General features: G+C 58.7%; 26 protein-coding genes. 14 read left to right on the forward strand and 12 right to left on the reverse strand.

Features of this window, described 5'->3' with window-relative positions:
• Positions 1 to 299: 299 nt before the first annotated feature.
• On the forward strand, positions 300 to 854 hold the full coding sequence (locus tag NW870_RS04335; RefSeq protein WP_414358456.1) for a DUF4079 domain-containing protein: 555 nt from the start codon (positions 300 to 302) through the stop codon (positions 852 to 854).
• 378 nt (positions 855 to 1232) lie between these two features.
• On the opposite strand, the gene NW870_RS04340 is transcribed toward NW870_RS04335, so the two are convergent.
• Both NW870_RS04340 and NW870_RS04345 read right to left on the reverse strand, forming a co-directional pair.
• A complete protein-coding gene (locus NW870_RS04340; RefSeq protein ID WP_414374096.1) occupies positions 1233 to 2267 on the reverse strand; it encodes an E3 ubiquitin ligase family protein in 1035 nt (344 codons plus the stop codon).
• A gap of 272 nt (positions 2268 to 2539) precedes the next feature.
• Positions 2540 to 3433 carry a LysR family transcriptional regulator gene (locus tag NW870_RS04345; protein ID WP_414374097.1) on the reverse strand — a complete coding sequence of 298 codons (894 nt, stop codon included), beginning with the start codon at positions 3431 to 3433 and terminating at the stop codon, positions 2540 to 2542.
• A gap of 174 nt (positions 3434 to 3607) precedes the next feature.
• On the opposite strand from NW870_RS04345, the gene NW870_RS04350 reads away from it, so the two are divergent.
• From NW870_RS04350 to rpaB, 4 genes are all read left to right on the forward strand, one after another.
• Entirely contained in the window at positions 3608 to 4072 is a 465-nt protein-coding gene (locus tag NW870_RS04350) for a redox protein (RefSeq protein ID WP_414343843.1), read from the forward strand.
• 208 nt (positions 4073 to 4280) lie between these two features.
• A complete protein-coding gene (gene deoC, locus NW870_RS04355) occupies positions 4281 to 4976 on the forward strand; it encodes a deoxyribose-phosphate aldolase (RefSeq protein WP_414357543.1) in 696 nt (231 codons plus the stop codon).
• Complete coding sequence (gene recO / locus NW870_RS04360; protein ID WP_414374098.1) at positions 4973 to 5830, forward strand: DNA repair protein RecO; 858 nt, start codon at positions 4973 to 4975, stop codon at positions 5828 to 5830. The genes deoC and recO overlap by 4 nt, the downstream gene beginning before the upstream one ends.
• A gap of 463 nt (positions 5831 to 6293) precedes the next feature.
• The gene (rpaB, locus tag NW870_RS04365) at positions 6294 to 7034 is read left to right on the forward strand and encodes a response regulator transcription factor RpaB (protein ID WP_011434119.1); all 741 of its coding nucleotides are present in this window, start codon (positions 6294 to 6296) and stop codon (positions 7032 to 7034) included.
• On the opposite strand, the gene NW870_RS04370 is transcribed toward rpaB, so the two are convergent.
• From NW870_RS04370 to NW870_RS04380, 3 genes are all read right to left on the reverse strand, one after another.
• Positions 7007 to 8827 (reverse strand): tetratricopeptide repeat protein, encoded by a 1821-nt coding sequence (locus NW870_RS04370; RefSeq protein WP_414374099.1) that lies wholly within the window; start codon positions 8825 to 8827, stop codon positions 7007 to 7009. The genes rpaB and NW870_RS04370 overlap by 28 nt on opposite strands.
• A gap of 149 nt (positions 8828 to 8976) precedes the next feature.
• Positions 8977 to 9177: a DUF2811 domain-containing protein gene (locus NW870_RS04375; RefSeq protein WP_041436785.1), complete on the reverse strand. Its 201-nt coding sequence runs from the start codon at positions 9175 to 9177 to the stop codon at positions 8977 to 8979.
• Positions 9178 to 9792: 615 nt separating this feature from the next.
• Positions 9793 to 10461: a RibD family protein gene (locus NW870_RS04380; protein ID WP_414374101.1), complete on the reverse strand. Its 669-nt coding sequence runs from the start codon at positions 10459 to 10461 to the stop codon at positions 9793 to 9795.
• Positions 10462 to 10573: 112 nt separating this feature from the next.
• On the opposite strand from NW870_RS04380, the gene NW870_RS04385 reads away from it, so the two are divergent.
• The 3 genes from NW870_RS04385 to clpS all read left to right on the forward strand — a co-directional run bounded on the left by NW870_RS04385 (position 10574) and on the right by clpS (position 13434).
• On the forward strand, positions 10574 to 10969 hold the full coding sequence (locus tag NW870_RS04385; protein ID WP_011434124.1) for a hypothetical protein: 396 nt from the start codon (positions 10574 to 10576) through the stop codon (positions 10967 to 10969).
• A gap of 140 nt (positions 10970 to 11109) precedes the next feature.
• A complete protein-coding gene (locus NW870_RS04390) occupies positions 11110 to 12951 on the forward strand; it encodes a hypothetical protein (RefSeq protein WP_414374103.1) in 1842 nt (613 codons plus the stop codon).
• 177 nt (positions 12952 to 13128) lie between these two features.
• Entirely contained in the window at positions 13129 to 13434 is a 306-nt protein-coding gene (gene clpS / locus NW870_RS04395; protein ID WP_011434126.1) for an ATP-dependent Clp protease adapter ClpS, read from the forward strand.
• Here the strand turns inward: clpS and cobT are convergent.
• On the reverse strand, positions 13383 to 14510 hold the full coding sequence (cobT, locus tag NW870_RS04400) for a nicotinate mononucleotide-dependent phosphoribosyltransferase CobT (RefSeq protein ID WP_041436788.1): 1128 nt from the start codon (positions 14508 to 14510) through the stop codon (positions 13383 to 13385). The genes clpS and cobT overlap by 52 nt on opposite strands.
• Positions 14511 to 14660: 150 nt before the next feature.
• Between cobT and NW870_RS04405 the strand changes: the two genes are divergently transcribed.
• From NW870_RS04405 to NW870_RS04420, 4 genes are all read left to right on the forward strand, one after another.
• Positions 14661 to 14984, forward strand: coding sequence for a DUF1825 family protein (locus tag NW870_RS04405; RefSeq protein ID WP_011434128.1), 324 nt, complete (start codon positions 14661 to 14663; stop codon positions 14982 to 14984).
• A 29-nt stretch (positions 14985 to 15013) separates the two neighbouring features.
• Positions 15014 to 15463, forward strand: a complete 450-nt coding sequence (locus NW870_RS04410; protein ID WP_414343835.1) for a Fur family transcriptional regulator — start codon at positions 15014 to 15016, stop codon at positions 15461 to 15463.
• On the forward strand, positions 15460 to 15963 hold the full coding sequence (locus NW870_RS04415) for an AbrB family transcriptional regulator (RefSeq protein WP_414330730.1): 504 nt from the start codon (positions 15460 to 15462) through the stop codon (positions 15961 to 15963). The genes NW870_RS04410 and NW870_RS04415 overlap by 4 nt, the downstream gene beginning before the upstream one ends.
• A gap of 74 nt (positions 15964 to 16037) precedes the next feature.
• The gene (locus tag NW870_RS04420; protein ID WP_414330733.1) at positions 16038 to 16733 is read left to right on the forward strand and encodes a chorismate pyruvate-lyase family protein; all 696 of its coding nucleotides are present in this window, start codon (positions 16038 to 16040) and stop codon (positions 16731 to 16733) included.
• On the opposite strand, the gene NW870_RS04425 is transcribed toward NW870_RS04420, so the two are convergent.
• Positions 16730 to 17557, reverse strand: a complete 828-nt coding sequence (locus tag NW870_RS04425; protein ID WP_011434132.1) for a DnaJ domain-containing protein — start codon at positions 17555 to 17557, stop codon at positions 16730 to 16732. The two genes, NW870_RS04420 and NW870_RS04425, sit on opposite strands and share 4 nt — an antisense overlap.
• Positions 17558 to 17686: 129 nt before the next feature.
• Positions 17687 to 19258 (reverse strand): photosystem II high light acclimation radical SAM protein, encoded by a 1572-nt coding sequence (locus NW870_RS04430; protein WP_414343837.1) that lies wholly within the window; start codon positions 19256 to 19258, stop codon positions 17687 to 17689.
• Between the two features lie 134 nt (positions 19259 to 19392).
• Between NW870_RS04430 and NW870_RS04435 the strand changes: the two genes are divergently transcribed.
• Positions 19393 to 20757, forward strand: coding sequence for a serine/threonine protein kinase (locus NW870_RS04435; protein ID WP_414374104.1), 1365 nt, complete (start codon positions 19393 to 19395; stop codon positions 20755 to 20757).
• 3 nt (positions 20758 to 20760) lie between these two features.
• On the opposite strand, the gene NW870_RS04440 is transcribed toward NW870_RS04435, so the two are convergent.
• The 3 genes from NW870_RS04440 to NW870_RS04450 form a co-directional block, all read right to left on the reverse strand.
• Positions 20761 to 21072, reverse strand: coding sequence for a hypothetical protein (locus tag NW870_RS04440; protein ID WP_414331199.1), 312 nt, complete (start codon positions 21070 to 21072; stop codon positions 20761 to 20763).
• 153 nt (positions 21073 to 21225) lie between these two features.
• On the reverse strand, positions 21226 to 21513 hold the full coding sequence (locus NW870_RS04445; protein ID WP_011433893.1) for a hypothetical protein: 288 nt from the start codon (positions 21511 to 21513) through the stop codon (positions 21226 to 21228).
• 111 nt (positions 21514 to 21624) lie between these two features.
• Complete coding sequence (locus tag NW870_RS04450) at positions 21625 to 21945, reverse strand: hypothetical protein (protein WP_414374106.1); 321 nt, start codon at positions 21943 to 21945, stop codon at positions 21625 to 21627.
• A gap of 110 nt (positions 21946 to 22055) precedes the next feature.
• Between NW870_RS04450 and NW870_RS04455 the strand changes: the two genes are divergently transcribed.
• Positions 22056 to 23186, forward strand: coding sequence for a geranylgeranyl reductase family protein (locus NW870_RS04455; protein ID WP_414342010.1), 1131 nt, complete (start codon positions 22056 to 22058; stop codon positions 23184 to 23186).
• On the opposite strand, the gene NW870_RS04460 is transcribed toward NW870_RS04455, so the two are convergent.
• The gene (locus NW870_RS04460) at positions 23163 to 23675 is read right to left on the reverse strand and encodes an ATP-binding protein (protein ID WP_414374107.1); all 513 of its coding nucleotides are present in this window, start codon (positions 23673 to 23675) and stop codon (positions 23163 to 23165) included. The genes NW870_RS04455 and NW870_RS04460 overlap by 24 nt on opposite strands.
• Between the last annotated feature and the right edge of the window lie 15 nt (positions 23676 to 23690).

The following is a 23690-nucleotide window of genomic DNA, read 5'->3' on the forward strand; positions in this document are numbered from 1 at the left end:
ACTTGAGCAACCGCTATCATGTCTGCTCTGGTTGTGGGTTTGAAATCCCCAGGGATCGGGGCTCGGTGATGGTGATGTACAACGTTGCCACTAATCGGCAACCGGGGTTGGGAACCGGCCTCGTGAGTCTTGGATGCTCCAGCTCTACTTCAAAGTCCTGCGGGTCTATGAAGCAACTGGGGCAGAGGAAGAGACTAAAATCCTGCCGTCAAGGGGATGGGGCATCAGAAACCCCATCCGCCTATGCGGTGGGGTAGTTCATGCAGTTGTAGATTCGTCGCAGAGGTAGAGGGATCGCCATGAACCTGTTGAGCTTGGCCTTGCCGGATCTGTCGGCAGCTTCGGATCGGTTAACCGCCGCCTTGCAGCCCGTAGCCCAGTTTTTTGCCGGCCTCAACTTGCCCCAACCCATTGTGCAATGGGGTCACCCTTTGATGATGGGAATCGTGGTGGTGGTGATGGGCAGCTTTGTCGGCCTGACCGGGTGGCGAGGGCGAACCTTGCGTCTGGCAGCCGCCTCCCCAACCTCAGAGGGATCCCTGCCGGAATCGGCCCAAAAGCCTCTGCTGGATCACCGCAAATTGGCTCCCTGGATGGCCACCTTCATCGCTCTGGGCTACACCGGCGGCATTCTCTCCCTGGTGATGCAAGGGAAGCCCCTATTGAGCAGTCCCCATTTTTGGACGGGATCCCTGGTGCTGCTGTTGTTGGCGGTGAATGGAGCTTTGTCTCTCAGCGGCTTTGGGGGCAACCGCGCTGCTCTGCGCACCACCCATGCCTATGTGGGCAGCCTCATCCTGTGCATACTGTTTGCCCATGCCTTGTTCGGGCTCAAGCTGGGCTTGTCGCTGTGAGTGGCATTGACATGCTCCCCTGCCTAAAGGCAGGGGATTCTGGTTCCTGGTTCTGCGACAGCACTTATCGTGTTGGGTTGCCCCTCCACGGCAGCGGTGCTCGTCTCCCCAAGCGCTACGCAAGCCCTAGCACCCAGAGCGGTTCCCTAATGCCCTTAGGTACCGTTGCAAACAACAACTACAAAGCCTGCTGAGGCTGTATCCAGTCGTGAGACTGTTGGGTTTTTAGAGCGGTTGACTACCCTGCCGCTGCGGGCAGCATAGCACAAAGCCGCCCTAGTCGCGTCAGCGGGCCGTAGGCCTTAGGGCGGGGCTTTAGACCCAGTTTTTTGGTAACCCGAGGTTTCCCTCTCCCTGGACAGGAAGGCCGGGAGCCTATCAGCGATAAGGTTGCAGGGATTGCAGCAGGTAGAGCACGGTGAAAACGCCGATGCCCAGCAGGACGATGGACAACACCAGGTAGCTGCTGGCATTGGAGCGCTGCTCTTCCAAGAGGGCTTCAGGGGATTTGGGCGCGATCATGAACCGTCCCCCAGAAAGAGGTTTTCGGATCACGGGATCCCCTGCCTCGAAGCGCACCTGCCCCATGGCAAAGGCCATCGCATCCACCGGAATCACCCATTCCTTATAGATGAAAGAGCGAGTGGAGCGGTTTTCTGTTCTCACTTGGGAAAGGTAGCGCTTGAGATCGAAGTTGAAGCGGCTGGGGCCTTTTCCGGGAAAGACACGCTCATCCACAACCGCCATAGCCTCTACCTCCGCACCCGTGGGATCCACCCTCACCCTTCCGGTTTCGTCTTCGATGAAAAAAGGGATCTGGCGAACCACTGAGTGAAGGGTTTCATCTCTCGTTCTCGTCTCTCTCTCCAGGAGATATTCCCGGCCTGTGCTCGGATCGGAGTACACATTGTTGTAGTACTTTTGGGGAGAGCCTGCTTCAGAAAACGGCAATTTTTCGGGATAGGCTGGAGAGCCGAGCTTTTGTGGGTAATCGGGGTAACCAGGCTTCTTCTGGAAAGCATCCGAACCGGGGTAGCCAGAGCCGGGTTTTTGCGGAAAGGATGCCGCGCCGAAGTAGCCAGGGTTGGACTTTTGTGGGAAAGAATCGGAGTAGCCGGGATCAACCCTTTTCTGGAAAGAACTGGGGGCAGAATAGCCCAATCCGGACTTCTTTGCGGTCATTCTCCCCGGATAGGATTTTGCCCGGGATCCCAAGCGCAGAGCGTTCTGGTATTCGCCTTCGCTGATCCGTTCGCTGTAGGTTACGTCGCCTTCGCTGTTCAAATACTTTCGATAGCATTCGACTTCGTCATACTCCCAAGAGATCTCGGACTTGTAGTAGACGCAAGGCTGTCGCGAAAATTCCGATACCAAAGGCCGATTGCACAAAATCCTGCCATAAACTTGGGCCAAGTTTGCTCCTTTTGCCTGTGGACTTGTCTGACCGAGATTGCGAAGCTCGGCTACCTTGAGCAACCGAGTGGTGGAGAGCTGTTGAACCAACCTTTGGGAGCGCAAATACTCAACACATGAAAACAGAGAGCCGGGAAGACAAAGTAGCCCAAGCAGCGTCAGCCAGTTCATAGAGGCCTTCCTTTCCGGGGGGTGGGAGTGAAGTTGGCCTCATGCTAGCAGTTATCCATAAAACAGTATTTAAGAGGAGTTTAAGACAATCCCGAATGCGGTCAGTTCCGAACTTGACTTGGCAACTGGGATGGGTTTCCCCGCAAGGCTTCCAGGAAGGCAAATACTGCGGGCGGATGCAGCGCAGAGGCCAGAACGGCAGCCCCGATCACCCGCTCCAGTGGGATCGGCAGCCGACGGATCTGGATCCCTTCGGGAATGGGGATGGCGGCCAAGCGAGGCAAAATGGCAGCCCCCAGACCCTGCGCCACCATGTTCACAATGGTGGAGTCTTCCTTCACCAAGTAGGCCACCTTGAGGGTTTGGTGGGCAGCTTCCCAGTGGTTCCGCACCGCCGTGGTACATTCGGCGTAGTTGTAGAGAATGTAGGAAAAACGGGAAAGATCCTCCCAGGTCAAGGTTTCCGGCAGGGGCCCAAAACTCAGCGGAACCAACACAATGAATTCATCACGGGCGATCTCCCACGTCTGGAGATCCTCAGCAGCCCGCGGCAGGGGCAACAGGCCAATATCCACCTGGCCTGATCGCAACAGATGTTCGACAGTGGCCGGATCTTCTTCTGTGAGGGTAAGGGTAATCTGCGGAAATTGTTGGCGGAAGCGGGCGATCACCGGTGGCAACAAATGAGTTGCAGCACTGCGAAAAGCGGCAACCCGCACACTTCCCCCCCGCAACCCTTTTTCCAGGTTGGCCTCATAATCCATTTGTTCCCGCAGTTGCAGCATTTTGCGAACATGGCGCAGCAGTCGCTCCCCCACCGGGGTTAGGCGCGCCCCAAAGCGACCGCGCACCAACAGGGTCACCCCCAGTTCTTCCTCCAGGCTGGCAATGGCCCGGCTCACCGCCGACTGGGAAATGTGCAATTGCAGGGCAGCATCGCTGAAATTTCCCCGCTCCACCACAGCCACCAGGGTTTGCAGTTGCGAGATGTTCATGGATCCCATCTATTCGATCTGCGCATAGATGTGATGCTATCTCAGGTTTGAACCCTCCGCCGCACCTGACTAAACTACGACATAACTTCTCCTTCACACTGCGAAACAGCGGGAAACAGTGTGAAAACCTCTTTATCTTCCTGTCGTTGGTCAAGTGTCCCTATGTCGAGATCCATGTTTGCCCTGCTGCCATTCCATCAATTTCGAGATACTCCCGGCGTGCGCTTTTTCGACATCACGGTTGCGCGATCCAACGCCCGCGATTTGGTTTACCACGATGGGCCGGCCATCAGTCCCCCCAACAATCCGCAGGGCTATTGGCAGTTTTATATGCATCCACACCAAGAGGACAACCTACTGGCTCTATGGGGCGGACGGACGTTTTACCTGGTGAATTTTAGCTGGCGGGATCCCTTCCATATTGTGCGCCTGGAAGCGAATCGAGGTATTTTGCGCATTCCTCCCGGCACTTTTCACCGTTCCGTCTCCGATCCAGAGGGATCCATTGTGTTGAACCAGGCGGTGCGCGACGAAAAAGCCATCTTGGAAAAAGAATTTCGCATCTACGACAGCAGCCGCATCCCCCGATTGCTGCAGGTGACCTCGGCGCCCGCCCCTTTGCCCCGCATTTGTGCCTGAGGGCAACCCAATCATCCTCCCCCGTTCCCTTAACCTAGCCGCGAGTCAATCGAGGCTCGCAAGTGGGCAGCAGCATGGGTGAGCTGTGCCTGGGGAATGGAGGGGTCGAGGTGTCGCCCTGCTGAGTTGGCAAGGCTCAGCCCTCTTTGCGGATCCCTGCAGGTGAAAACTGAAGCTAGAGTAAAGATGGGTGCTGGGGGATCCACCAATGCTCTCTCTGGAGCGCAAGGGCATAGCGGATAGCTCGATCAACTTGGCGGAGTACATCGACCACACGCTGCTGTTGCCGATGGTTACTCCAGAACAGATCGACCAGGGGTGTGAGATCGCCCTGCGCTATGGCTTCCCCACTTTTTGTGTTCCTCCTTGCTACGTGCCGCGGGTGGTGGAGCGGCTGCATGGATCCCCGGTCAAGGTGAGCACGGTGGTGGGGTTTCCCCTGGGCACAACCACTGCAGAGGCTAAGCTCTACGAGGCCCAACTGGCGGTGGAGCAGGGGTGCCGGGAGCTGGATGTCCGCATCAACTTGGCTTGGCTCAAGGCGGGAGAGCTGGATCGCCTCCATGCTGAGATTGCCCAACTGGTGGAAGAAACGGGGGTCTGCATCAAGGCCATTTTGGAAACGGCTCTGCTGACCGAGGAGGAGAAAAAGCTGGCCGGGGAGATTTGTATCGATGCGGGGGCGGCTTTTCTGATGACTTCCACCGGCTGGATGGGGGGGGCGACGCTGGCAGATGTGCAACTGTTGTGGCAACTCAGCCGCGGTAAAGTGGGGGTGAAAGCGTCGGGCGGCATTCGCACAGTGGCTCAAGCAGAGGCCATGATCCAGGCGGGGGCCAGCCGTATTGGCACCTCTTGGGGGCTGGAGCTGATGCAAGAGCTGCGAGCCAGAGGAACCCCATGAGTGGGCGCACCTACCGGGTTACGGGCATCAACCTGAAAGGGATCCCCCTGGGAGAGGCGGATCGGATTGTAACCATCTTGACCCGCGAGCAAGGGTTGATCCGGGCGGTGGCCAAGGGATCCCGTAAGCAGCCTTCCAAGCTGGGCGGGCGGATGGAGCCTTTTGTCATCAACGACTTGCTGATGGTGCGGGGGCGTTGGTCTGCCCAAACAGAGACTTCCCAGCGTCTACAGCGCATCGTCCAAGCGGAAACCCTGCAGACTTTTCCCCGCCTCAGCCGCAGCTTAGCCCATCTCACGGCAGCGCAGTACTTGGCGGAGGTGGCTCTGCAGTTGGCCTTGCCCGATCAAGCCCAGGAAGAGCTGTTTGTGGTGTTGGTCGAACACTTGGAACGCATCGAGCGGGCTGCTTCGGAACAGGCCGTTCTGCCCTTGCTCACCCACGGGTTGTATCACCTCCTGGCGTTGGCGGGGTTCGCCCCTCAGGTGCAGGCTTGTTACTTCTGTCAAGGGGAGTTGGTCGACGGCGTTTTTTTCAGCCCCCAATGGGGTGGCTTGATCTGTGATCCCTGCCGGGTGGCCCAGCGGCCCAGCCCGATTGCCTGGGTCTCAGCCTCTGCCTTGCGTGCCTTGGGATCCCTGCCCAACTCGACATTGCCTCTGCCTGAGGATTCGCTGCCTTTGGCTGCTTGGCTGGAGGCAGAACGTCTGTTGCGGCGCGTTTTGGAGCATCATACGGATCGAGAAATCCGTTCCGCCGAGCTATTGGCCAGTTGCTACGCTGTTCCCACCGCAAACGGCCAGGGATCCCCAGCTTTTCCTGAGGGACATCCCGAAAAATGGGCATCGGTCTGAAAAAGTTGTGAAGGTATGTATCAAGTCCGGCCCAATAGCCGCAAAATAGAGCATCGAGGCGGGTTGGCAGCCGATTTTGGATGATAAATTAGGTTATGGAAAGTAACTTCTTACGAAGGCCTCTCAGGTTTGAGCAATGGTTTGGGGGGAGGAGTGCCTTGCACCAGGTACTGGACAGCATCATCAGGTGGGATTGAAGTTGGAGCTTTTAACAAGATTGAATCGACTGCTGAGAGGGCCTTCTGTTTTGTGCTTGTTTCCCGGAGCTGCATCCCTGGGGTGCGGCTTTGGTTAATTGCAGATGATTGCTTGTGAGTGTTCAATTTCACTCGGTGAGTCTGCCCAACTGAGGAGCAGCCCCTGAGGTTCCTGTATCCGCCCAACTCAAGTTAGCGCCCACCTCAGTTCTTTTTCAGATCTCTCTTTTACCGAGTACCGTTAGAAGTTCAGGAGTTGCAGCACCGTGGAAGCACAGCGTAAGGAACGGATTCTGGTGGTCGATGATGAGGCCAGCATTCGACGCATCTTGGAAACCCGTCTGTCCATGATCGGATACGACGTGGTCACAGCTTCGGACGGCGAGGAGGCGCTGGAGGTTTTCCACAAGCAGGATCCCGACCTGGTGGTGCTGGATGTGATGATGCCGAAGCTGGATGGCTATGGGGTCTGCCAGGAGCTGCGCAAAGAATCGGACATCCCCATCATCATGCTGACGGCGCTGGGAGATGTAGCCGACCGTATCACAGGGCTGGAGCTGGGGGCAGACGACTATGTGGTCAAGCCCTTTTCGCCCAAGGAGCTGGAAGCTCGCATTCGGTCGGTGTTGCGCCGGGTGGCGCGGTCGGCCCACGATGGGATCCCCAGTTCCGGGGTGATTCAAGTGGGGGACATCCGCATCGATACCAACAAGCGGCAGGTCTACAAACGGGACGAGCGCATTCGCCTGACGGGGATGGAGTTTAGTCTGCTGGAGTTGTTGGTCAGTCGGTCGGGGGAGCCTTTTTCCCGCTCCGAGATTTTGCAAGAGGTGTGGGGCTATACCCCGGAGCGCCATGTGGATACGCGGGTGGTGGATGTCCACATCTCGCGGCTGCGGGCCAAGCTGGAAGATGACCCCAGCAACCCAGAGCTGATCCTGACGGCCCGAGGCACCGGCTATCTGTTTCAGCGCATCGTTCAGGGAGAGGAACAGGCACGGTCTTGAGAGGGGATCCCTCGCAACTTCTCTTCGAGGGCAACCTGGACTCGCCTCAGCACGCCAACCCAGTCTCCCGGTGTGTCTTGTCGAAACAGTCGCATTACCCCGGGGTACCAGGGGCTATCTTCTCGATGGAGCAGCCAGCGCCAATCGGCGGCAAAGGGGAGCAGCACCCATACCGGCTTGCCCATCGCCCCGGCCAAATGAGCAACGGCTGTATCAACGCTGATCACCAGATCCAACTGGGCAACGGCTGCGGCTGTATCGACAAAACTGCGGAAACGGGATCCCAGCTCCAACACTTGGTGCTGCTCCAATAGGGATCCCAGCGGCCTTAGATCTTCCCCCACCTGCAGGCTAACCCACTGGATGGAAGGCCCATGCAAGTGCTGGAGCAGCAGATCCAGAGGGCAACTTTTCAGCCTTTGTACGCGGTTGAGCTCAGGATGGGCACGCCGACCGCTGGCCCACACCAGCCCCACCTTCATCCGCTCCTGGGAAAGCTCCGGCCAGTCTTCCCGCCAGGAGAGGCTCAAAGGGATCTGCGGCCCGCCGGCATGAACGGGATAGACAAGATAGGGGATGCGGGCCGGGATCGTCTCCAGAGTGGTGCCCAACCGCTGCGGCAAGCTGAGCAAGGGCAGATGGCAATCGAAAGAGGGCAAGGGATCCGTTTCCGAGATCACCTGCACCTGGGGAAGGGGGAAGCACCCTCTGAACAGCTCGACAAGGGATCCCTGACAGCGAAGGCAGATTTGCGCTTGGGGATGGGCCTCGGCCAGCAGCGGCAGGTAGCGCACAAACTGAAGCGTGTCCCCCAACCCTTGTTCGGCGTAGATCAGCAGGGTCTGGCGGCCCAGAGGGGATCCCGTCCACAGAGGGGAAAGAAAGCGCGGGTAGGTCGCCCCTTGTCGCTGCAGCCGCCATTCGTATTCTCGCCACCCCTCCTCGTAGCGGCCCAGGGTCAGCAAAGCCGTGCCCAGGTTGTAGTGGATCTCCGGCCAGTGGGGGGCCAACTGCAAGCTGCGCCGATAGGCTTCAATGGCCGCTTCCAACCGGTTTTGTTCTTGCAGGATGGTGCCCAAGTTGTTGTGGGGCTGGGCATCCCTCGGCAACAGCGAGATGGCCCGTTGCAGACAATCGGCGGCCTCCTCCAAGCGATCTTGCAGGTGCAGGCAGTGGCCGAGGTTAACGAGAATTCGCCCCTCCTGGGGTGCAAGGGCGAGAGCTTGGCGAAACCAGCCTTCCGCTTCCTCAGCTTGGCCATCGAGCATCAGGGCATTCCCCAAAGCTGCCAAGGCATAGACCTGGGGAGGCTGGGCTGCTGCTGCCTGTTGCAACACCTCAATTGCCTGGGCCAATTTCCCCAAGGTAAGCCAACAACTGCCCAATCGGAAAAGCAATTGCCCATCACCGGGGGCAAAGGCCAGGCCCTGTTCGTAGGCTCGCGCCGCTTCCTCTGGGTTGCCAAGCTGCATCCAGGCATCGCCCAGATCCTGCCAGGCCGGCACCCAATCCCCCCGCAGGTGCAGAGCCAGTTGCAAGGGGGTCAAAGCTTGGCGGGGATCCCCCATCTGGAGATAAAGGGATCCCAGCAACGCCTGAGCGGCGAACAGATGGGGATGGGCGCGGGTAAGCTGCCGGCAGAGGTGCAGAGCAGCTTTCAGATCCCCCGCCTGTCGGTAGCGTTGAACCCACGTCAGAGCCGCCTCTGGGGATGGGATCTCGGATCCCCGCTCTGGATCCTGTGACTCAGCCGCTTGCCGGTTGTCTTTTCCTCGCCCAAAGCCCCGTGGCACGTCTTTGCCTCTTTTTTGCCTCTTTTGAGATCCCTTTCACTTCTTAGCCCCCTCCCCCCAGTGTCCAAATGACAGCAGTGGGACAGGATCCCTACTCAGGCTAACAAAAGGTTCCCACTGCCCCACTTTTCACAGGCCATCCCTGGGGCTCAGTTGCGGCGAAACAGGCTGTCCAAGTAGATGCGCGCCGCCCGCCGGTCGCTCTCCCCACTTTGGAGCAGGAATAACGAGAGCGCTGCCGTCACCACCCGATCCTGATCCCAGTCGGGATGGCGGGAGAGGTAGTTTTGGAGGGTGTCATGCAGCTCCTCAGGAATTTCGCTCAAAATGCTGACGCTGTGAGAACTCATAGTCCAACTACTCACTCGGGCTTAAGAGGGGAGAAAACGGTATCCCGCAAAACCTGCGGCCACAGCCAAAACTTGGGCAGCTCGAACAGAGCGAACCCGCAACATCAAAACCCAACCTAGATAGGCCAAGAGCCTCAGCAGGCTCGCAAGCAGAAAAGCAAGCAATATAGGTTCATAGCTTGCCCCTATCCCAGCGGATGGGAGGGAGGGCATGCACAACTGTTCCTAAGCCTGTCGTGGGCTGTAGAACAGATGAAGTCTTTTCTGAGGAGAGCGGTTGGGAACACCTCCACACCACTCGCCCTCAGGTGGGGCTATTCTGCCCTCTGCCCTATGGGGGATGTCAATCCCAAGCCAGGGATCCAACAGGACAAAAGCTCTCCATTGGCCTTGATGGGATCGGAAAAAACGGCACGATCCCGTTACGTTTCTCAGGGTGTAGTCGCCTGAACCTTACCCACCTCCACTTTTCCACAGAAACCCCCGATGCCGCCCCCTGAGGGAAAGGCCCTGTGGAAAACAGCCCACCCGCCTGTGGAAAGTCTGGGGAAAACCTGTGGATTTCCGGGAAATCTGAATTTGTCCAAAAATTTTTGTGTTTGTGTCGAGCATTTCTCAGGGCCACTCAACTCCGTAGCGCAAAAACAGCTCCTTGGAACCGCGGCGGCATTCCAGCAGCTCCAACTGGGGCAGGGATCCCTGCACTTGCCAACCCTCAATGCTGGCAGGGGCATCGGCGTATCCACTCAGCAGCACCGGAGCGAGGGTAACCCACAGCTCATCCAAGGCTCCTGCCTGGAGAAATGCCCCCAAAAGCCGCCCCCCGCCCAACAACCCCACCCGTTCAATGCCCAAGCTGCGCAGGCGGGCCAGCCGTGCCGGCAGATCCCAATCGGCAGCCACCCAGATGTCCTCAAAGCCGGTTCGGTTCCGCCAAATCCGGGATCCCTTGGGAGTTGTCCACAGCCAACGGGTGAGGGGCTGGCGAAAAAACGGCAAATCCTCAGGAATATCTCCGCTGCCAGAGCAGATGATCGTCAGGGGCTGGGGAGAGAGGCCCTGAGCGGTTCTGCGTTGGATCAACTCGGGATCCCGAATACGCAGACTGGTGCCGTAGGCCCGCAGAGTGGCGGCCCCCATGATCAAAGCCTGTTGCTGGGCAGCTTGGGTTTCCAAGTGCCGATAGTCCTCAGGGCTGCTGAAGGAGGGCCTCTGCGCTCGGTGGGCTGCGATCTTTCCATCCAAGCTCTGGGCGAAGATGGCAACCAAATGGGGACGATTCAAAGACAAGATCGCTGGGAAAGGGTGGGCAAACCCCACAAATTGACCAGAATAGAGTCAGGCATCGCCGGGAGAACCGTGGCACCGGTCACCAGAGCGCCCACGCGGAATGGATATGCTAGGGACATTTCAATCCTCCACCATCCGGGTTGAAGTCGAGGCCAGTGCATCGACGATGCAGCGCTGTCTGACAGAAGTGGGGTTGCTGCAGCAGTGGATCTGGCCCCAGCAACTGCAGGGATCCCTTCCCGAAAGGCTGGAGCTGGGCAGCACCTTTGCGGCCCAATGGGGCCCCCTCTCGATCATGCACCAGGTGGAAACCCTGCTGCCGGAACGGCTGCGCCTGCTGATGTGGGGAGGAGCCGATGGCTACTGTGACTGGCTGTGGGGGAACGGCTGGGTGCAGTTGCGGGTAGAGGCCGTCTCTCTCCTGCCCTTGGGCTTGGGACAATTGCTGATGCTGCGGCGGCTGCAACAGTTTGCCCAAAGCCAAGAACAGCGCCCCTCTTAGGACTTAAAAAGCGACCTTCCGGCAAAATCCGTGGATCCTCGGCTTGACAAAATGCGTTTCGGTTGCAGCATGCTACTTCTCTAAGGATTTTCCACTACGATAGTTGTAGCAGAGCTTACTCTTCCCGTCCGAGAGGCCCAATGAATCCGCCGACCAGCCCCACCCCAACCGCCATCGAGCAGGAAAAGTTTGAGATCCGCTTGGGAGAAGCCCTCAACCGAGCAGGACTGCTCACCCCCGCCCAACTGGCTCAGGCCATGTGGGAAAAGGCCGATACCCCCTTGATGTTGGGGGAGCTGTGTATGCAGCACGGCTGGATTGCCCCCCAAGATCTCTATCCGTTGATCCCGGTCGAACTGGTGCGTATCGGCGAGATCTTGATGCTGCATGGGTATCTGGAGCTGGAGCACATCCATCAGGCTCTGATTCAGCAGCGGCAGCACCCGGAGCGCAAGCTGGGGGAGATCTTGGTGCAGCAGGGCTGGGTACAACCCCACTGGTTGGAATGGGCCTTGGACAAGCAGCAGCGGCTGCGGCGCCAGAAAGGAGCTGCCAACAGTTGGGAGGTGATGGTGGAGCAGTGGTCCACCATTCCCGATCAGCCCCCTCTTTATGTCTCCCCTCTACAGGTAGCCCAAGAGACTTACAAAGCCACCCAGCAGTACAAAGCCCAGCTGGAGCGCTACCAAGAGCAAATTGCCATCTTAGAAGCGCAACTGGAGCAGCAGCGGCAGCAGCAACAGCTCCTGGTCGAACAATCGCTGCAGCAGGTTGCCGACCATCAAGCCCGCCAGCAGGAACAGCAGCAGCGCATTGCCCAATTGGAAGCCCAAATTCAACAGGAGACAGAACAACAAAAGGCTGCCCAACAGCGCATTCGGGAACTGGAGGAGCAACTCCAAGCCCAGCAAACTCAGGGATCCGCGCAATTGCAAGCCGCCCAAGCAGAGCTGGAGACCCTGCGGCGCCGCTGCCACGAGTTGACAGAATGGCAATCTCAGGCCAAACACCAGCTGCAAAAGCTGGGATCCCGATTGCAGGAGCAGCAGAAGATACAGCAGGCTCAGGCACAGCAGCTCCAAGAGCAAACCCACCTGCGTCATACTCTGCAGCAAATGGAAGCCCAAGTGGCCGCCCTGAACCAATCGCTGCAGGAGCACCAACATCAACTCCAACTGGCCCAGTCCACGAAACAGCGCTTAACTGCCGACCTGGCCCACGTTCGCCAAGAAGCTGCCGAGGCCACCCACCGCCTGCAAGTGCAGCTCCAAGAAACCCAAGCCCAACTGCGAGAAACTCAAGATCGCTTGCAGCAAGCCCAAGCCCAAGTGAGCCAGCTCCAGGCCCAACTGCAAGCGGCTCAAGTGGAAAACCGTGCCCTAGCTGCAGCGCTAGCCGAAGCCCGACGAACTTCCCCACCTGCAGCTGCACCGACCCCAGCTTCGGAGAAAGCCCGGCCAGAGGCAGAGGATCTCAAGACCCTGACCGTAGCCGACTGGGCAGCCGAGCTGAGTGCCCCAGAAAGCGAATTGCCCCCGCAGCAATATTTGGGGGAAGAGGACTTGGAAGCTCTACAGCGGGCTACCCCCTGGGTACAGCGGGTGTTGACCCAATTGCGGGCGGCTGGCCTAATCGACAATGCCGGCATCGAAACCGTCATTCACGCTTGGGAAAAGGAAGGGGGCACCTTCACGGATGTGCTGGCCCACCACAGCGGCCTCAAGCCGGAGACCGTCAAATTTTTCAGCGAAGGGGGCTACTCTGTTCAACTGGCAGGGGGACGCCACGTGGCCGACTACCTCAAGGCTTCTGGATTGGTCAGTGCCACCCAAATCGAACAGATCCAGAAGCACCTGCCGCCAGGGGGATCCCTGTGTCAGGCCCTTGCCCAAGCCGGGATTCTACGCCGGGCCACTGCCCTGTATTTCGAGCGCCACTTCGGCGGGCAAAAGCCCCGCCGCCCGCTGCGGGAAGAGCTTTAGAGGAACCATGCTCTATCGCTGACGCCAACGACCGACAAGGGATCCGAATACAGACACAAGCTGCCAACAAGATGCCAATTAGACTAGAAACTAGATAGAGATAGATCATCAGAAGCGACCGGTTTCTCACCCCTGAGAGACCCAAGTTACTCGGTAGTTGTGTCGATCTCTTCTGCTATGACTACGGAAGCTCCAACTCGACCTGCTCAGCAGTTCTCGCCCTCGAGAACCCAGGTTCGCCAGCCCTACCCCCACTTCAAGGTGATCGTCTTGGATGACGATTTCAATACCTTTCAGCACGTTACGGAATGTCTGCTGAAATACATCCCCGGCATGACTTTGCCCCTAGCGCGGCAACTGACCGTGCAGGTGGATGCCGAAGGGCAAGCAGTTGTTTGGGTCGGCCCTCAAGAACAGGCGGAGCTCTACCATCAGCAATTGCTGCGGGAGGGGTTGACCATGGCCCCCTTGGAGCCGGCCTGAAGCACCAGGCGTTCGTAGCTGCGCTCAACTGCTGCCAACAGCTCCGCTTGGCCCCAACCGGCGTAAAGGCTGCTGGCAATGGCCAGCCCACCCGCCCCCACCCCTTCCTTGACATAGCCCCGCTCGTAAGCCTGTAGAGGCAGATAGCGGCTATTGGCAAAGCTCAGTTGGGTGGCCAAAAGGGGAGCAACCCCCAACAACTCTGCCAAGGCCACCGTATTGCCCGAGGGATCCTCTGCCACCCAGCGGGTGGTTCCCACAACCACGTTCTCTGGGGGCCAAGGGATCCCCTGCTCTTCCCCCCAGCGCTGCATCAAGGCCAGCACCGCCAACATTTGGGTTCCCCCTGCCAGCAGCACCGCTCCCCGTTGCGCTGCGCCCATCGCCAACCCGGCCACAAAGGGCTGCATGGGATCCCCCACTGCCGCCACCACCTCAGCAGCAGAAGCTCCCCTTGGCAGACGGGCCAATCCCTGCCGGGCCAAGGCCAGCTTTTGGGCGTGGTTGCAGACCGGGTGGCTGCTGTTTACCATGCCCTCTGCTGCCCACCCCAGTCCCAACAACACCGCCAGCGCCGTGGTGGTGCCCCCTGCCACACACTCCCCAATCACACAGTAGCCTTGCTCCAGCCGGGATCCGCGGTCGTACCCTTCTTGCCAAAGGGATCCCACCTGCTCCAAAGACAGAGCCTGTCCTGTGCTCAAGCAGCGGGCCACTCCCCCAGAGCTCACCATTTCTGCCCCCGGCAAAGGTTCCGGCAAGCCACAATCGAACACTCGGCACGGGATCCCCAACTCCCTCAGGATGGCGCAGCTGATCACCACCGGGGAAGGATAGCCATCCGGAGAGGTGGGCAAGCGGTGAGAATGGCCCGCCAGCAACACTTCCCCATCGGCAAGAGCTGTGTAGCGACGCAAGGAGGGGGTAGCGCCGGCAGCCGAAATGCCCGGAACAAGAGCCGTTTCGGTAAACCCCAAGCAGGCCAGAAACAGAGGTCGGGATCCCTGCACCCGTTCGCACCACCGCCGGGCCACAGCCGGCTGAGTGTAAGCCTTAACGCAAGGAAACGGAAGCATACCGGACACCGAGGCAAACAAGCCAGAGTCTATCCTGAGCCAGAAGGGCGGGATCCCGTACTCGCAGGAGGGGTTGCCTCCTGCTGAGGCAATCGGATTCGGATAGGATGGGTATACCCAATGCAGTTTATTCAGGGCAAACGGAAGGCCATGAGCTTCTTCGACTCTGAGATCGTCCAAGAGGAAGCCAAGCAACTGTTTCAGGATTTCCAAAACCTGATGCAGCTTGGTCAACGGTACGGCCAATTCGACCGGGAAGGCAAAAAAATCTTCATCGAACAGATGGAGGAGTTGCTGGAGCGCCAGCGCATTTTCATGAAGCGGCTGGAACTCTCCGACGACTTTATGGCTCAAATGACCATCAAACAACTGCAAACTCAGCTTGGGGGGTTTGGGCTCTCCCTGACCCAAATGTTTGACCAGATGCACCAGACCCTAGAGCGCATGAAAGCTGAGGCAGACGCTGAGCGTTGACCCCCAAGAACGACCTACACGAAGGGATCATGTCTTCTTCCCGCCAGACCCGCAACCAGAAATTGATTCTGGAGGTGCTAGAGCAGCAGTCGCAGCCCCTTTCGGCGCAAGAGATCTTTCTGGAGTTGCGCAATGCCAACCACACCGTCGGTCTGGCCACGGTTTATCGAGTTTTGGATGCTCTGCGCAATGAGGGCAAGCTGCAAGCGGTCAACTTGGGAGACCAGCAGACCTACTACCAGGTTCTGCCCAGCAATGGCCACAACCGCCACCACCTGATCTGCACCGAATGTCGGCGGGTGGTGCCTTTGCCCGATTGTCCGGTGGAAGATTTGGAGGCACAGCTTTCCAGCCGATACCAATTTGCGATCGAGTACCATGTGCTTGACTTCTACGGCGTCTGTGCCCAGTGCCGTAGAGGGGTTGGGCCAAGCCCGGACTCACAGCGTTCCTCTTTTCTCAAAGCTAAGCCCAAATGATGAGCTATCTCTGGACGGTGTTGATCGGGCTGGCCGGCGCCCTGATCGGGGTCAAGCTGAGGCTTCCGGCGGGAGCGCTGGTGGGCTCCATGGTGGCGGTGGGTTTGGTGAATGTCTGGGGGGCGATCCCGATTCCCGCTCCCCCAGCCGGGATTCGCTTTGCCATGCAGGTGGTATTGGGCATCCTCTTGGGTACCAAGCTCACTGCCGATACGCTTTTGGCCCTAAAAGATCTGTGGCGACCAGCCCTGCTCTGTACAGTGATTGCGGTGGGCACGGGGGTCTTGTCGGGGTACCTGATCTCCCGTTGGCTGGGGATCGAGCGCTTGACTGCCATCTTGGGCACAGCTCCAGGAGGCATTTCCGACATGAGCCTGATAGCCCTGGACATGGGAGCCCAAACCAGCACAGTGGTGGTCATGCACTTGGCACGCCTGATCAGTGTCGTCGTGGTCGTCCCCTGGGTGGTGCGGCTGTTGGTTCAGCCGGGCACGAGCTAGGAAACTCCTCAGAGCAGAGATGGTGGGTGGGTTAGACTAAGGGCGATACAGAACTTAACAACTGAACCGCTGCCTTGGAACTTTCCCCTTCTCCCCTCACCTGCCATGCCGACGCTGCCGGATCCCCTTGGAGCGCTGCTCTCCGTTCTGCAGATGGCTCTTTGGGCAATGTCTCCTCTGGCCAAGGCGATTGGTGGCCTCTACAGCTGCATTGGCAGGGGGAGCCAGACCCGGTACAGCCTGAGCTGGTGCAGGTGGATCCCGTGCTGCGCTTGCTGCTTTTGGGGGATGGCTTTACCACCCGTAATCTTGCTGCCTTGATCCAAGAGCCGATTCAGGCTCATCTGCTGGACACGGGCCGGGTTGATTTACAGGCAGAGCAGGGCACTGCCCCCAAGTCCATGCAACAGCTGGCCAGAGATTTGGGGCGGCTGGGATCCCCTTTGATGCGGCGGCGGGTTTGGCTGTGCGGAGTAACCTCTCAACAGCCCTTGCTCTATGCCACCTCTTGGTGGAACTCCGAACATCTGGTTCAATACTTGCCCCATCCCGATCGGCCCATTGGCCAAAATCTGATCCAAGAAAAACTGGAGACCTTTCGCGAGCTGCGCGGCCTTTACCACGGCGAGGCAGACCCGGTTGCCCGGCTGCTGCAGTGTCCCGGTCCCTTCTGGGCTAGGCATTATCTTTTGTTGCACAGGGGCCAGCCTTTGACCGTCATCTACGAGGTGTTTTCTCCACGGCTGGCCGCAAGGGCCCTGTCCCGCTAGCGCGACGGAGACCTCCAACGGCGCACGGCTGCGGTGATGGCGGCTGCCACCTGCGGATCCAATTGGGCGCTGGCGGAGATGCGCTGATAGTCCTCTGGGGTCAGTTGATGGGCGACGATGATCTCGGCAGCAGCAGCCTCAAACTGTTGTTCGATTTGCCGACGTTCCTCGCTGCTGTTGGCCTGTTGGAGGCGATTTTGGGTGCTCTCCAGAAGAGGTTGCACCGCCAGGAGGGTGCGGGCAAAGCGGTCAATCTGCTCAGAAGAAGGTGGAGAGGTGGCTTCAGAAAGACTAGCCGGGGCCGAGGTCATCGTCTCTGAAGAGGTTGCGGGCAGATCCCCATCCCATCCGGAGTCTGGCCTGGGCGAGGGAGAGGGATCCGGGTTGGCAGGAGCCTGGAGGGCCACTCTGCCGGCTGCGTCCAAGTCTTGGGCCGGGTTGAGGGCATTCCAAAGGGCCAAGCCCGCCAAACACAGAGCAGCCCCTATCAGTCCAGCACTCAAGAGGGCGAGCCAACTGACAGAGGTCGCAGTCGGCTCAAGCACCACCTGCACCGGCGCATGAGGAGGCAAGGGTTTGGACATGAGGCTGAGATCGTAAGCCCGACGCTGCTGGCTATCGCTGAGAACTCGGTAGGCGTGTTGTAGCTGGAGGAACTCCCGCTGGGCCAACTGCCGCAACCCTGCGGGGATATCGGCAGGCAACCGATCCGGGTGCAGTTCGCGTGCCCGCTGGCGGTAGGCAGCTTTGATCTCCTCCAGGCTGGCTTGGGGAGAAAGCCCCAGCTGTTGGTAGTAGGTGGGGGAAGCAGGCAGAGTAGGCATGGGAGCAGTTGGTTGCAGAACAGAGGGAGAACCGGCTGCCTTCGAAGGCCAGCCACCTTACCCCAACAGGGATCCCTCCTTTCGGACCAGCATATCCTGCCCGGTTCAGCGAGGCTGCTGGCCCAAGAGCTAAGACACGTAAACCCCTGTTAGAGGCGCGCTCAGGGCTTCTTCCAACTCTGCCAGGCCAAGACGACGCTCCAGGATATCCATCACCTCGCGGCCAAAATCATGGGGGTTGCGATCCCAGGCTTCCAGACACACTTCCCCAAAAAAGGATCCCAGGGGTTCTGGGTTCCAGAGCAGTTTGCGCGCCGTCCAAGGAGTCATGTGCATGGGGTTAAAGCGGTCGTCGATAACACCGATTTTGCGAGCAAAATCTTCTAGATGAGTGTGGGGTTGCAGGCCGATGAAGAAGATGGCCGGCTCAACTTTGTCGCGACCAAAGATGGCTTCCAGCTCGCGATGGTACCGTACTGTTTGCCGAATGGTTTCCGGTCGCTCGTCGATAACATTAAAGGAGTAATTGACCGAAACCAGGTCGTTAAATCCTGCCTGTTTGAGGTAGCGGCAACTCTCCAGTACCGTGCGCAGGTTATAGCCCATGCGCATTTTGCGCACCAGCTCCTGGGATCCGCTGGTGATGCCGATCTCGAAGTAGCTCATGCCAGTTTTCACCATGAGCTCGGCCAGCTTTGGGGTGAGGTTGTCGGCCCGAATATAGGCAGCCCAACGAATATCGGTCATGCCGGCATCAAGGATTTTCTGCAGCAATTCCTCCGCATCCTCAATGTAGCGGCGGGCAGGGATAAACTGGGCGTCAGTAAACCAAAAGTTTCGCACTCCTCGCTCGTACAACTGCATCATTTCTCGGATCACCTCATCCACAGGGTTGAGGCGCACCTGCTTGCCTTCGATGACGGTGTAGATGCAGTAGCAGCAGTTGTGGGGGCAGCCGCGCTTGGTTTGTACCCCAATGTAAAAGTCGCCCCCTTCTAAGTAGTAGTCAATTTCCGGCCAAATGGCGGTGATGTAGGTGTAATCACAGGCGGTTTTTTGCAGAGGTTGAGGCGGCTCGTGGATCAAACCTGGGCGAGGTTGCTCCAGCTTGGCCCGATAGCAGCGCTCTGTGGCTAGGCTTTGCCCTTGGATGACTTTTTCCAGCAGCGTTTCTCCTTCCCCCACCGAGATGATGGTGCCTTGGGGCAGGTAGCGGCCCAATTGTTCGTAGAAGACGCTGACTGCCCCACCCCCCAACACCGCTTCAGCGTGAGGTTTGTAGCGCCTGGCTCTGCGGATCCCCTGCCAGACCAGCCGTGTGTTGCGCCAAATCTCGCCATAGTAGGCCAGCACCAGCCTGAGGCTATTCAGGGATCCCCGCAATTTTTTCAGGGGGTTGCGGGCGTAGAAAAACTCAAAAGAGTGTTGCAGTAGATTGCCGGCCCGCCCGTTCACCGGCGCATAGACTTGAATATCCCGCCAAGAGAAAACCAGCAAATCCGGCTGAAACTGATCGATTTGCTCCAGCATGCGGCGGCGAAAATCCAAGGGCGGGAAGGTGCCCATATCGAAGATGCGCTGCTCAACTTGGGGGAACAGCTTGTGGACATGATCGGCCAAATAAACCACCCCAATGGGAAAAATGGGGTTGCAGGGCAGCCGCACATAGAGGATTTTTTGAATCTTCAGGTTCGAGGCCATATAACCTGAGAGCTTACTTTACATCTCTTCACTCACTCTAATCGCTTTTTGAGAGGCGCGGCGGCAGGGATCCAAAAGGGACAAGGATAAGCTAAAGCTGAAGCAACCGGCAGGGGCAGACCTGAGGAGGGGGTATGGCTCCAGAGGGCCCAATTTGGCACCAGCGCTATCGACCAGAGCGGCGATTGAGCAAGCGCAGCGGCAGACACACCTACCTGGCTCAGGATTTGCTCACCTCGGAACAGGTGGTGATCAAGCTGCTACTCTTTGGGCCAGACTTTGATTGGGCCGACCTGAAGCTGTTCGAGCGGGAAGCCCAGATCCTGCAGACCCTCTCCCATCCGGCCATTCCCCAATACCGCGACCACTTCGAGGTTAGCTTTGAGGGAGGACGGGGCCTGGCCCTGGTGCAAACCTACATCGACGCCCCCTCTTTGCAAGAGTGGATGGAGCAAGGGCGGCGCTTTGCCGAGCCGGAGGTGCGGGATCTGGCGCAAAAGTTGCTGCGCATTCTCGTCTACCTGCACGAACTCCATCCCCCCGTCATTCACCGAGATCTCAAGCCCAGCAACATTCTCTTGGGATCCGACCAGCAGGTGTACCTAGTGGATTTTGGCTCGGTTCAGGCGGCTGCCCCCCGGGAGCAGGGATCCTACACCGTGGTGGGGAGCTACGGCTACATGCCCCTAGAGCAATTTGGCGGCAGAACCGTGCCCGCTTCCGATCTCTACAGCTTAGGTGCCACCCTAATCCACCTGCTCACCGGCCAACACCCGGCGGATCTGCCCCAGGAGGGAGCCCGGATTGCGTTCGAGCAAGCGGTGCACCTGAGCCCGCCCTTTCGCGACTGGCTGCGGTGGATGACGGAACCTGTGGTGGCGGATCGTCCTGCTTCCGCCCGGCAGGCCCTGGAGGCGCTGGAGCATTTGGATCGTCGTCCCGCCTTGATTCCCTCAGACGCAGCAGCAGTCCCTACTCGACAGCCAGCAGGCAGCCGGATTCAACTGCACAAGTCCGAACAGACCTTTCAGGTGGTGATCCCGGCCCGGCAAATCGGTGTTTTGGTGTTGCTGCCTTTCGCCATCGCTTGGAACTCCTTCACCACCTTTTTCACGATCATATCGGTTGGGCATGCGCCTTTTCCGGCCAATCTGTTGTTTGGCCTATTCATCCTGCCCTTCTGGACGGTGGGGTTGGGGATGGTGGGCGTGATCCTCTACGGTCTATTCGGCAAAGTCCACCTACGGATCGACACAAAATACATTCGCCTGGCTCACGAGGTGTTTGGCCTGAGGTTTGGCAATGTTCCCCCCAGTCGGCGATGGGATATTGACCGGCTAGAGCTGATCCCACGCCAAAGCCCACAGTTGAACATCTGGGCGGGCAACCGCAAATACGAGTTGGGAGCGGGGATCCCTTTGCAGGAGCCAGAGCTGGAGTGGTTGGCCTCGGAACTAAGCCGTTGGCTGAAGATCCCAGTTGAACGGCAAAAGGTGTAGTTGTCAATCCAAATAGGCACTCAACTCCTGCTCCAGTGTGGGCAGTTGCACCTCTCCCTGCTCCAGCTCTTCCAAGTCTTCCAGTTGTTTGCGCAGGCGGGCAATCCGCTCTTGCAGGCACTCCTTGATGCCTTTGGCCCCCAAACTGAGACAACTGCGGCAGACTTCCCCGTAGATTTGCCCGCGGTCGTTATAGACCACCGCCAGCAACACTTGGTGCCCTTTTTTCTGGATGGGGTTGGCCCATCCCCCACAGATAATGCAGGGCACTCGGCCATTGCCCCCGTAAATGCTGCGTTCCCAGACGATTCTCACGCTCAGCCTCAATGCAACTTGTTGCCCACCAGCATAAAAACCCAGGGGGATCCCTTGCCACCCCAAGATCCTTAAGATCCTCAATGGATCGCCGGCTCCCTTTTTTCTTCCTGAGAGAGGTTGGGGGTGAGAGCTAAAAAGGGATCCCGGCGGCTAGGTGCTGGGCCGGGCAGATTGAGAGCGGTCGATGGTGCGATAGGTGAGGCTGGCAGCCACCTCTAGAGCTTTGGCGGCGTCGCGGAAATAAAACCCCAACTCCTCATCCTTCTCCGTGCGGTTGGGCTTATTGAACTTGGCCTTGAACTGCACGTTGCAATACATGGCCAACCCCACCAGAACCTCTGACAGTCCGTGCTGGTTGATCAGCCGCTCCACGTCCGTAAGCAGGCTTTTGATCAAGGCATCGGCTACTGGTTCTGGCAAACTGTCCAGGTCGTGCATGGGGGCTCCTCAACCAACGAGAGCAAACAAGCCAACGGGTCTGGGATCCCGAAGGCAACCTCTCCTGATTTTCCTGCATCTTTTCCAGAATGCCCAATCCCCTTGCCAACGCTACCACCACTGCCGCAGCCAGCCCCACAGGCCCGGATAACGAATGGAGCGCTCCCGGGCCGCTTGTTCCAGATGATGGGCGTGGTCTTGGCTGCCGGGATGCCGCAGACGATTTAGGCGAATCAAATAGGCGTAGCGGCGGATTTGTTCTCGCAACTGCTCTGGGGGAAGGGCAAAGCACGCTGGGCAAAGGGGGCCGAGATTCAGACCCCTATCGTTGAAAAGGCAACGAACTCGCTTCCCGCCCGCAAAACGCTTTCCGCAGGCGGCACAGTAGCAAGCTGAGGGCTGGTTGGCAAGGCGCTGCCAGCGAATTCGCATGGTCTTCCCGACAAAAAGGCAAGCAACGTGCAGGCAATTCGCTGTAGCCATAATAGGCTAGAAGCTGGTGAGCAGAACCCAGGATGGGGGGGCCTGGAGTATCGAAAACCATGCCGCAACTCTACGACTGTGTCATCGTCGGCGCCGGCCCTGCTGGAGGATCTGCCGCCTACCATCTGGCCAAGCGGGGACGCTCGGTGCTGGTTCTGGAAAAGGATCCCTTGCCCCGCTACAAACCCTGTGGGGGCGGCGTTTCTCCTATGGTGGCGGCTTGGTTTGACTTCGACTTTGGCCCCGCCATTTCCCTCAAGATCCGGCAAATCCGCTACACCTGGCGCGGCGGCGATCCGGTGGTGGTCGATTTGGATTTGAAAGAGCCCGTTTGGATGGTGCGGCGGGATGTTTTCGACCACTACCTAATTCAGCAAGCGCAAAAGCAAGGGGCAGCGCTCCAGGCAGAATGCCCTGTCTCTGGCCTCGAGTGGCAAAGCGACCGCTGGCAAGTGATGACAACCGCCGGCCCGGTCTGGGGTCGGTACGTGATCGGGGCCGATGGGGCAAAAGGCTCGATGGCCAAGTGGCTGGGCTTTCAGGAACGCCGCCGTCGCTTGGCTGCCGCCTTGGAAGCAGAAGTGCCCCTCTCGCAGCCGCAAACTGCAGCCGCCCATTTTGACTTCGGCGCCGTCAGCAATGGCTACATTTGGAACTTCCCCAAGGCTGATGGCTACTCGATTGGAGCCGGCACCTTTCGGGGTGGAGAAAAACAAAACCTGCGGGAAATTGCCGCCCAATATGCCCAAAGCTTTGGCGTAGACTTGAAGTCGGTCAAGCCATTTGGCCATCCCATCTGCCTCTGGGACGAAGATCAACCGCTTCACACCCAAAATGCCCTCTTGGTGGGAGATGCCGCCTGCGTTATCGATCCGTTTACCGCTGAAGGAATCCGCCCTTCCCTTCTCACCGGCATGTTGGCGGCCCAGGCCATCGATCAAGCTCTAGGCGGGGATACAGAAGCTCTGGCGAACTACTCTGCCCGCGTGCAGCAGGAATGGGGCTCAGAAATGCGCTGGGCTAAGCGGATTGCGGCGTTGTTCTATCGCTTTCCGGGCGTGGGCTACAGGGTGGGCGTCAAACGACCGGGAGCCACTCGGCGCATGGGCCAGATCTTGGCCGGTGAACTGCGCTACAGCGATGTGGCCAGCTCAGCTATTCGCAAGTTAAGCGGTGGTCTGCTCGCCTAAGCCCGGCACCGACAGACGCGGGCGAGATCCAGGATCGTCGAAGCGCTTGCCGATCAACAGGCAGTTGCGACCATCCGCTTGGCGGCTGTAGCTGAGGTGAGTAGAGAGAGCTTTCATCAGCAAAATACCCCGTCCCCCCTCGGACTCAAGATTGGCGTTGGGCGATGTGGGATCCGACAAGTTCCGAGCAAATCCCTCCAGATCAAACTCCTGCCCCTGATCCCAGATGCGCAACTCCAGCCCTTGCGGCATCAGCAGCAGCTCAATGTCGATGGGCGTACTTTCCGGCAGAGCGCGGTGGGCGTGGCGAACGGCGTTGGTAAACCCCTCTACCAAAGCCAACTGACATTCCGCCCAAATGGGATCCGGGATGCCGGCATTGCGAAAGGCTTCAAACCACGTCAACACCTCCCCGAGAGCATCCAGGGTTGTGTCAACCCTCAGCGCAAATGTCTGCCTCTCGCCCGAAGGGATCCCTGCTGCGTTCAAAACCGAACCCCAACG

The sequence above is a fragment of the Synechococcus sp. R50.1 genome (genome assembly GCF_047462115.1).
Lineage (GTDB): Bacteria > Cyanobacteriota > Cyanobacteriia > Thermostichales > Thermostichaceae > Thermostichus.

Bases quoted from the DNA above. Each gene is read 5' to 3' on its own strand.
- NW870_RS04335 (WP_414358456.1), top strand. From the start codon at position 300: ATGAACCTGTTGAGCTTGGCCTTGCCGGATCTGTCGGCAGCTTCGGAT.
- NW870_RS04345 (WP_414374097.1), bottom strand. From the start codon at position 3,433: ATGAACATCTCGCAACTGCAAACCCTGGTGGCTGTGGTGGAGCGGGGA.
- NW870_RS04350 (WP_414343843.1), top strand. From the start codon at position 3,608: ATGTTTGCCCTGCTGCCATTCCATCAATTTCGAGATACTCCCGGCGTG.
- deoC (WP_414357543.1), top strand. From the start codon at position 4,281: ATGCTCTCTCTGGAGCGCAAGGGCATAGCGGATAGCTCGATCAACTTG.
- recO (WP_414374098.1), top strand. From the start codon at position 4,973: ATGAGTGGGCGCACCTACCGGGTTACGGGCATCAACCTGAAAGGGATC.
- NW870_RS04375 (WP_041436785.1), bottom strand. From the start codon at position 9,177: ATGAGTTCTCACAGCGTCAGCATTTTGAGCGAAATTCCTGAGGAGCTG.
- NW870_RS04385 (WP_011434124.1), top strand. From the start codon at position 10,574: ATGCTAGGGACATTTCAATCCTCCACCATCCGGGTTGAAGTCGAGGCC.
- NW870_RS04390 (WP_414374103.1), top strand. From the start codon at position 11,110: ATGAATCCGCCGACCAGCCCCACCCCAACCGCCATCGAGCAGGAAAAG.
- clpS (WP_011434126.1), top strand. From the start codon at position 13,129: ATGACTACGGAAGCTCCAACTCGACCTGCTCAGCAGTTCTCGCCCTCG.
- cobT (WP_041436788.1), bottom strand. From the start codon at position 14,510: ATGCTTCCGTTTCCTTGCGTTAAGGCTTACACTCAGCCGGCTGTGGCC.
- NW870_RS04405 (WP_011434128.1), top strand. From the start codon at position 14,661: ATGAGCTTCTTCGACTCTGAGATCGTCCAAGAGGAAGCCAAGCAACTG.
- NW870_RS04410 (WP_414343835.1), top strand. From the start codon at position 15,014: ATGTCTTCTTCCCGCCAGACCCGCAACCAGAAATTGATTCTGGAGGTG.
- NW870_RS04415 (WP_414330730.1), top strand. From the start codon at position 15,460: ATGATGAGCTATCTCTGGACGGTGTTGATCGGGCTGGCCGGCGCCCTG.
- NW870_RS04425 (WP_011434132.1), bottom strand. From the start codon at position 17,557: ATGCCTACTCTGCCTGCTTCCCCCACCTACTACCAACAGCTGGGGCTT.
- NW870_RS04430 (WP_414343837.1), bottom strand. From the start codon at position 19,258: ATGGCCTCGAACCTGAAGATTCAAAAAATCCTCTATGTGCGGCTGCCC.
- NW870_RS04435 (WP_414374104.1), top strand. From the start codon at position 19,393: ATGGCTCCAGAGGGCCCAATTTGGCACCAGCGCTATCGACCAGAGCGG.
- NW870_RS04445 (WP_011433893.1), bottom strand. From the start codon at position 21,513: ATGCACGACCTGGACAGTTTGCCAGAACCAGTAGCCGATGCCTTGATC.
- NW870_RS04450 (WP_414374106.1), bottom strand. From the start codon at position 21,945: ATGCGAATTCGCTGGCAGCGCCTTGCCAACCAGCCCTCAGCTTGCTAC.
- NW870_RS04455 (WP_414342010.1), top strand. From the start codon at position 22,056: ATGCCGCAACTCTACGACTGTGTCATCGTCGGCGCCGGCCCTGCTGGA.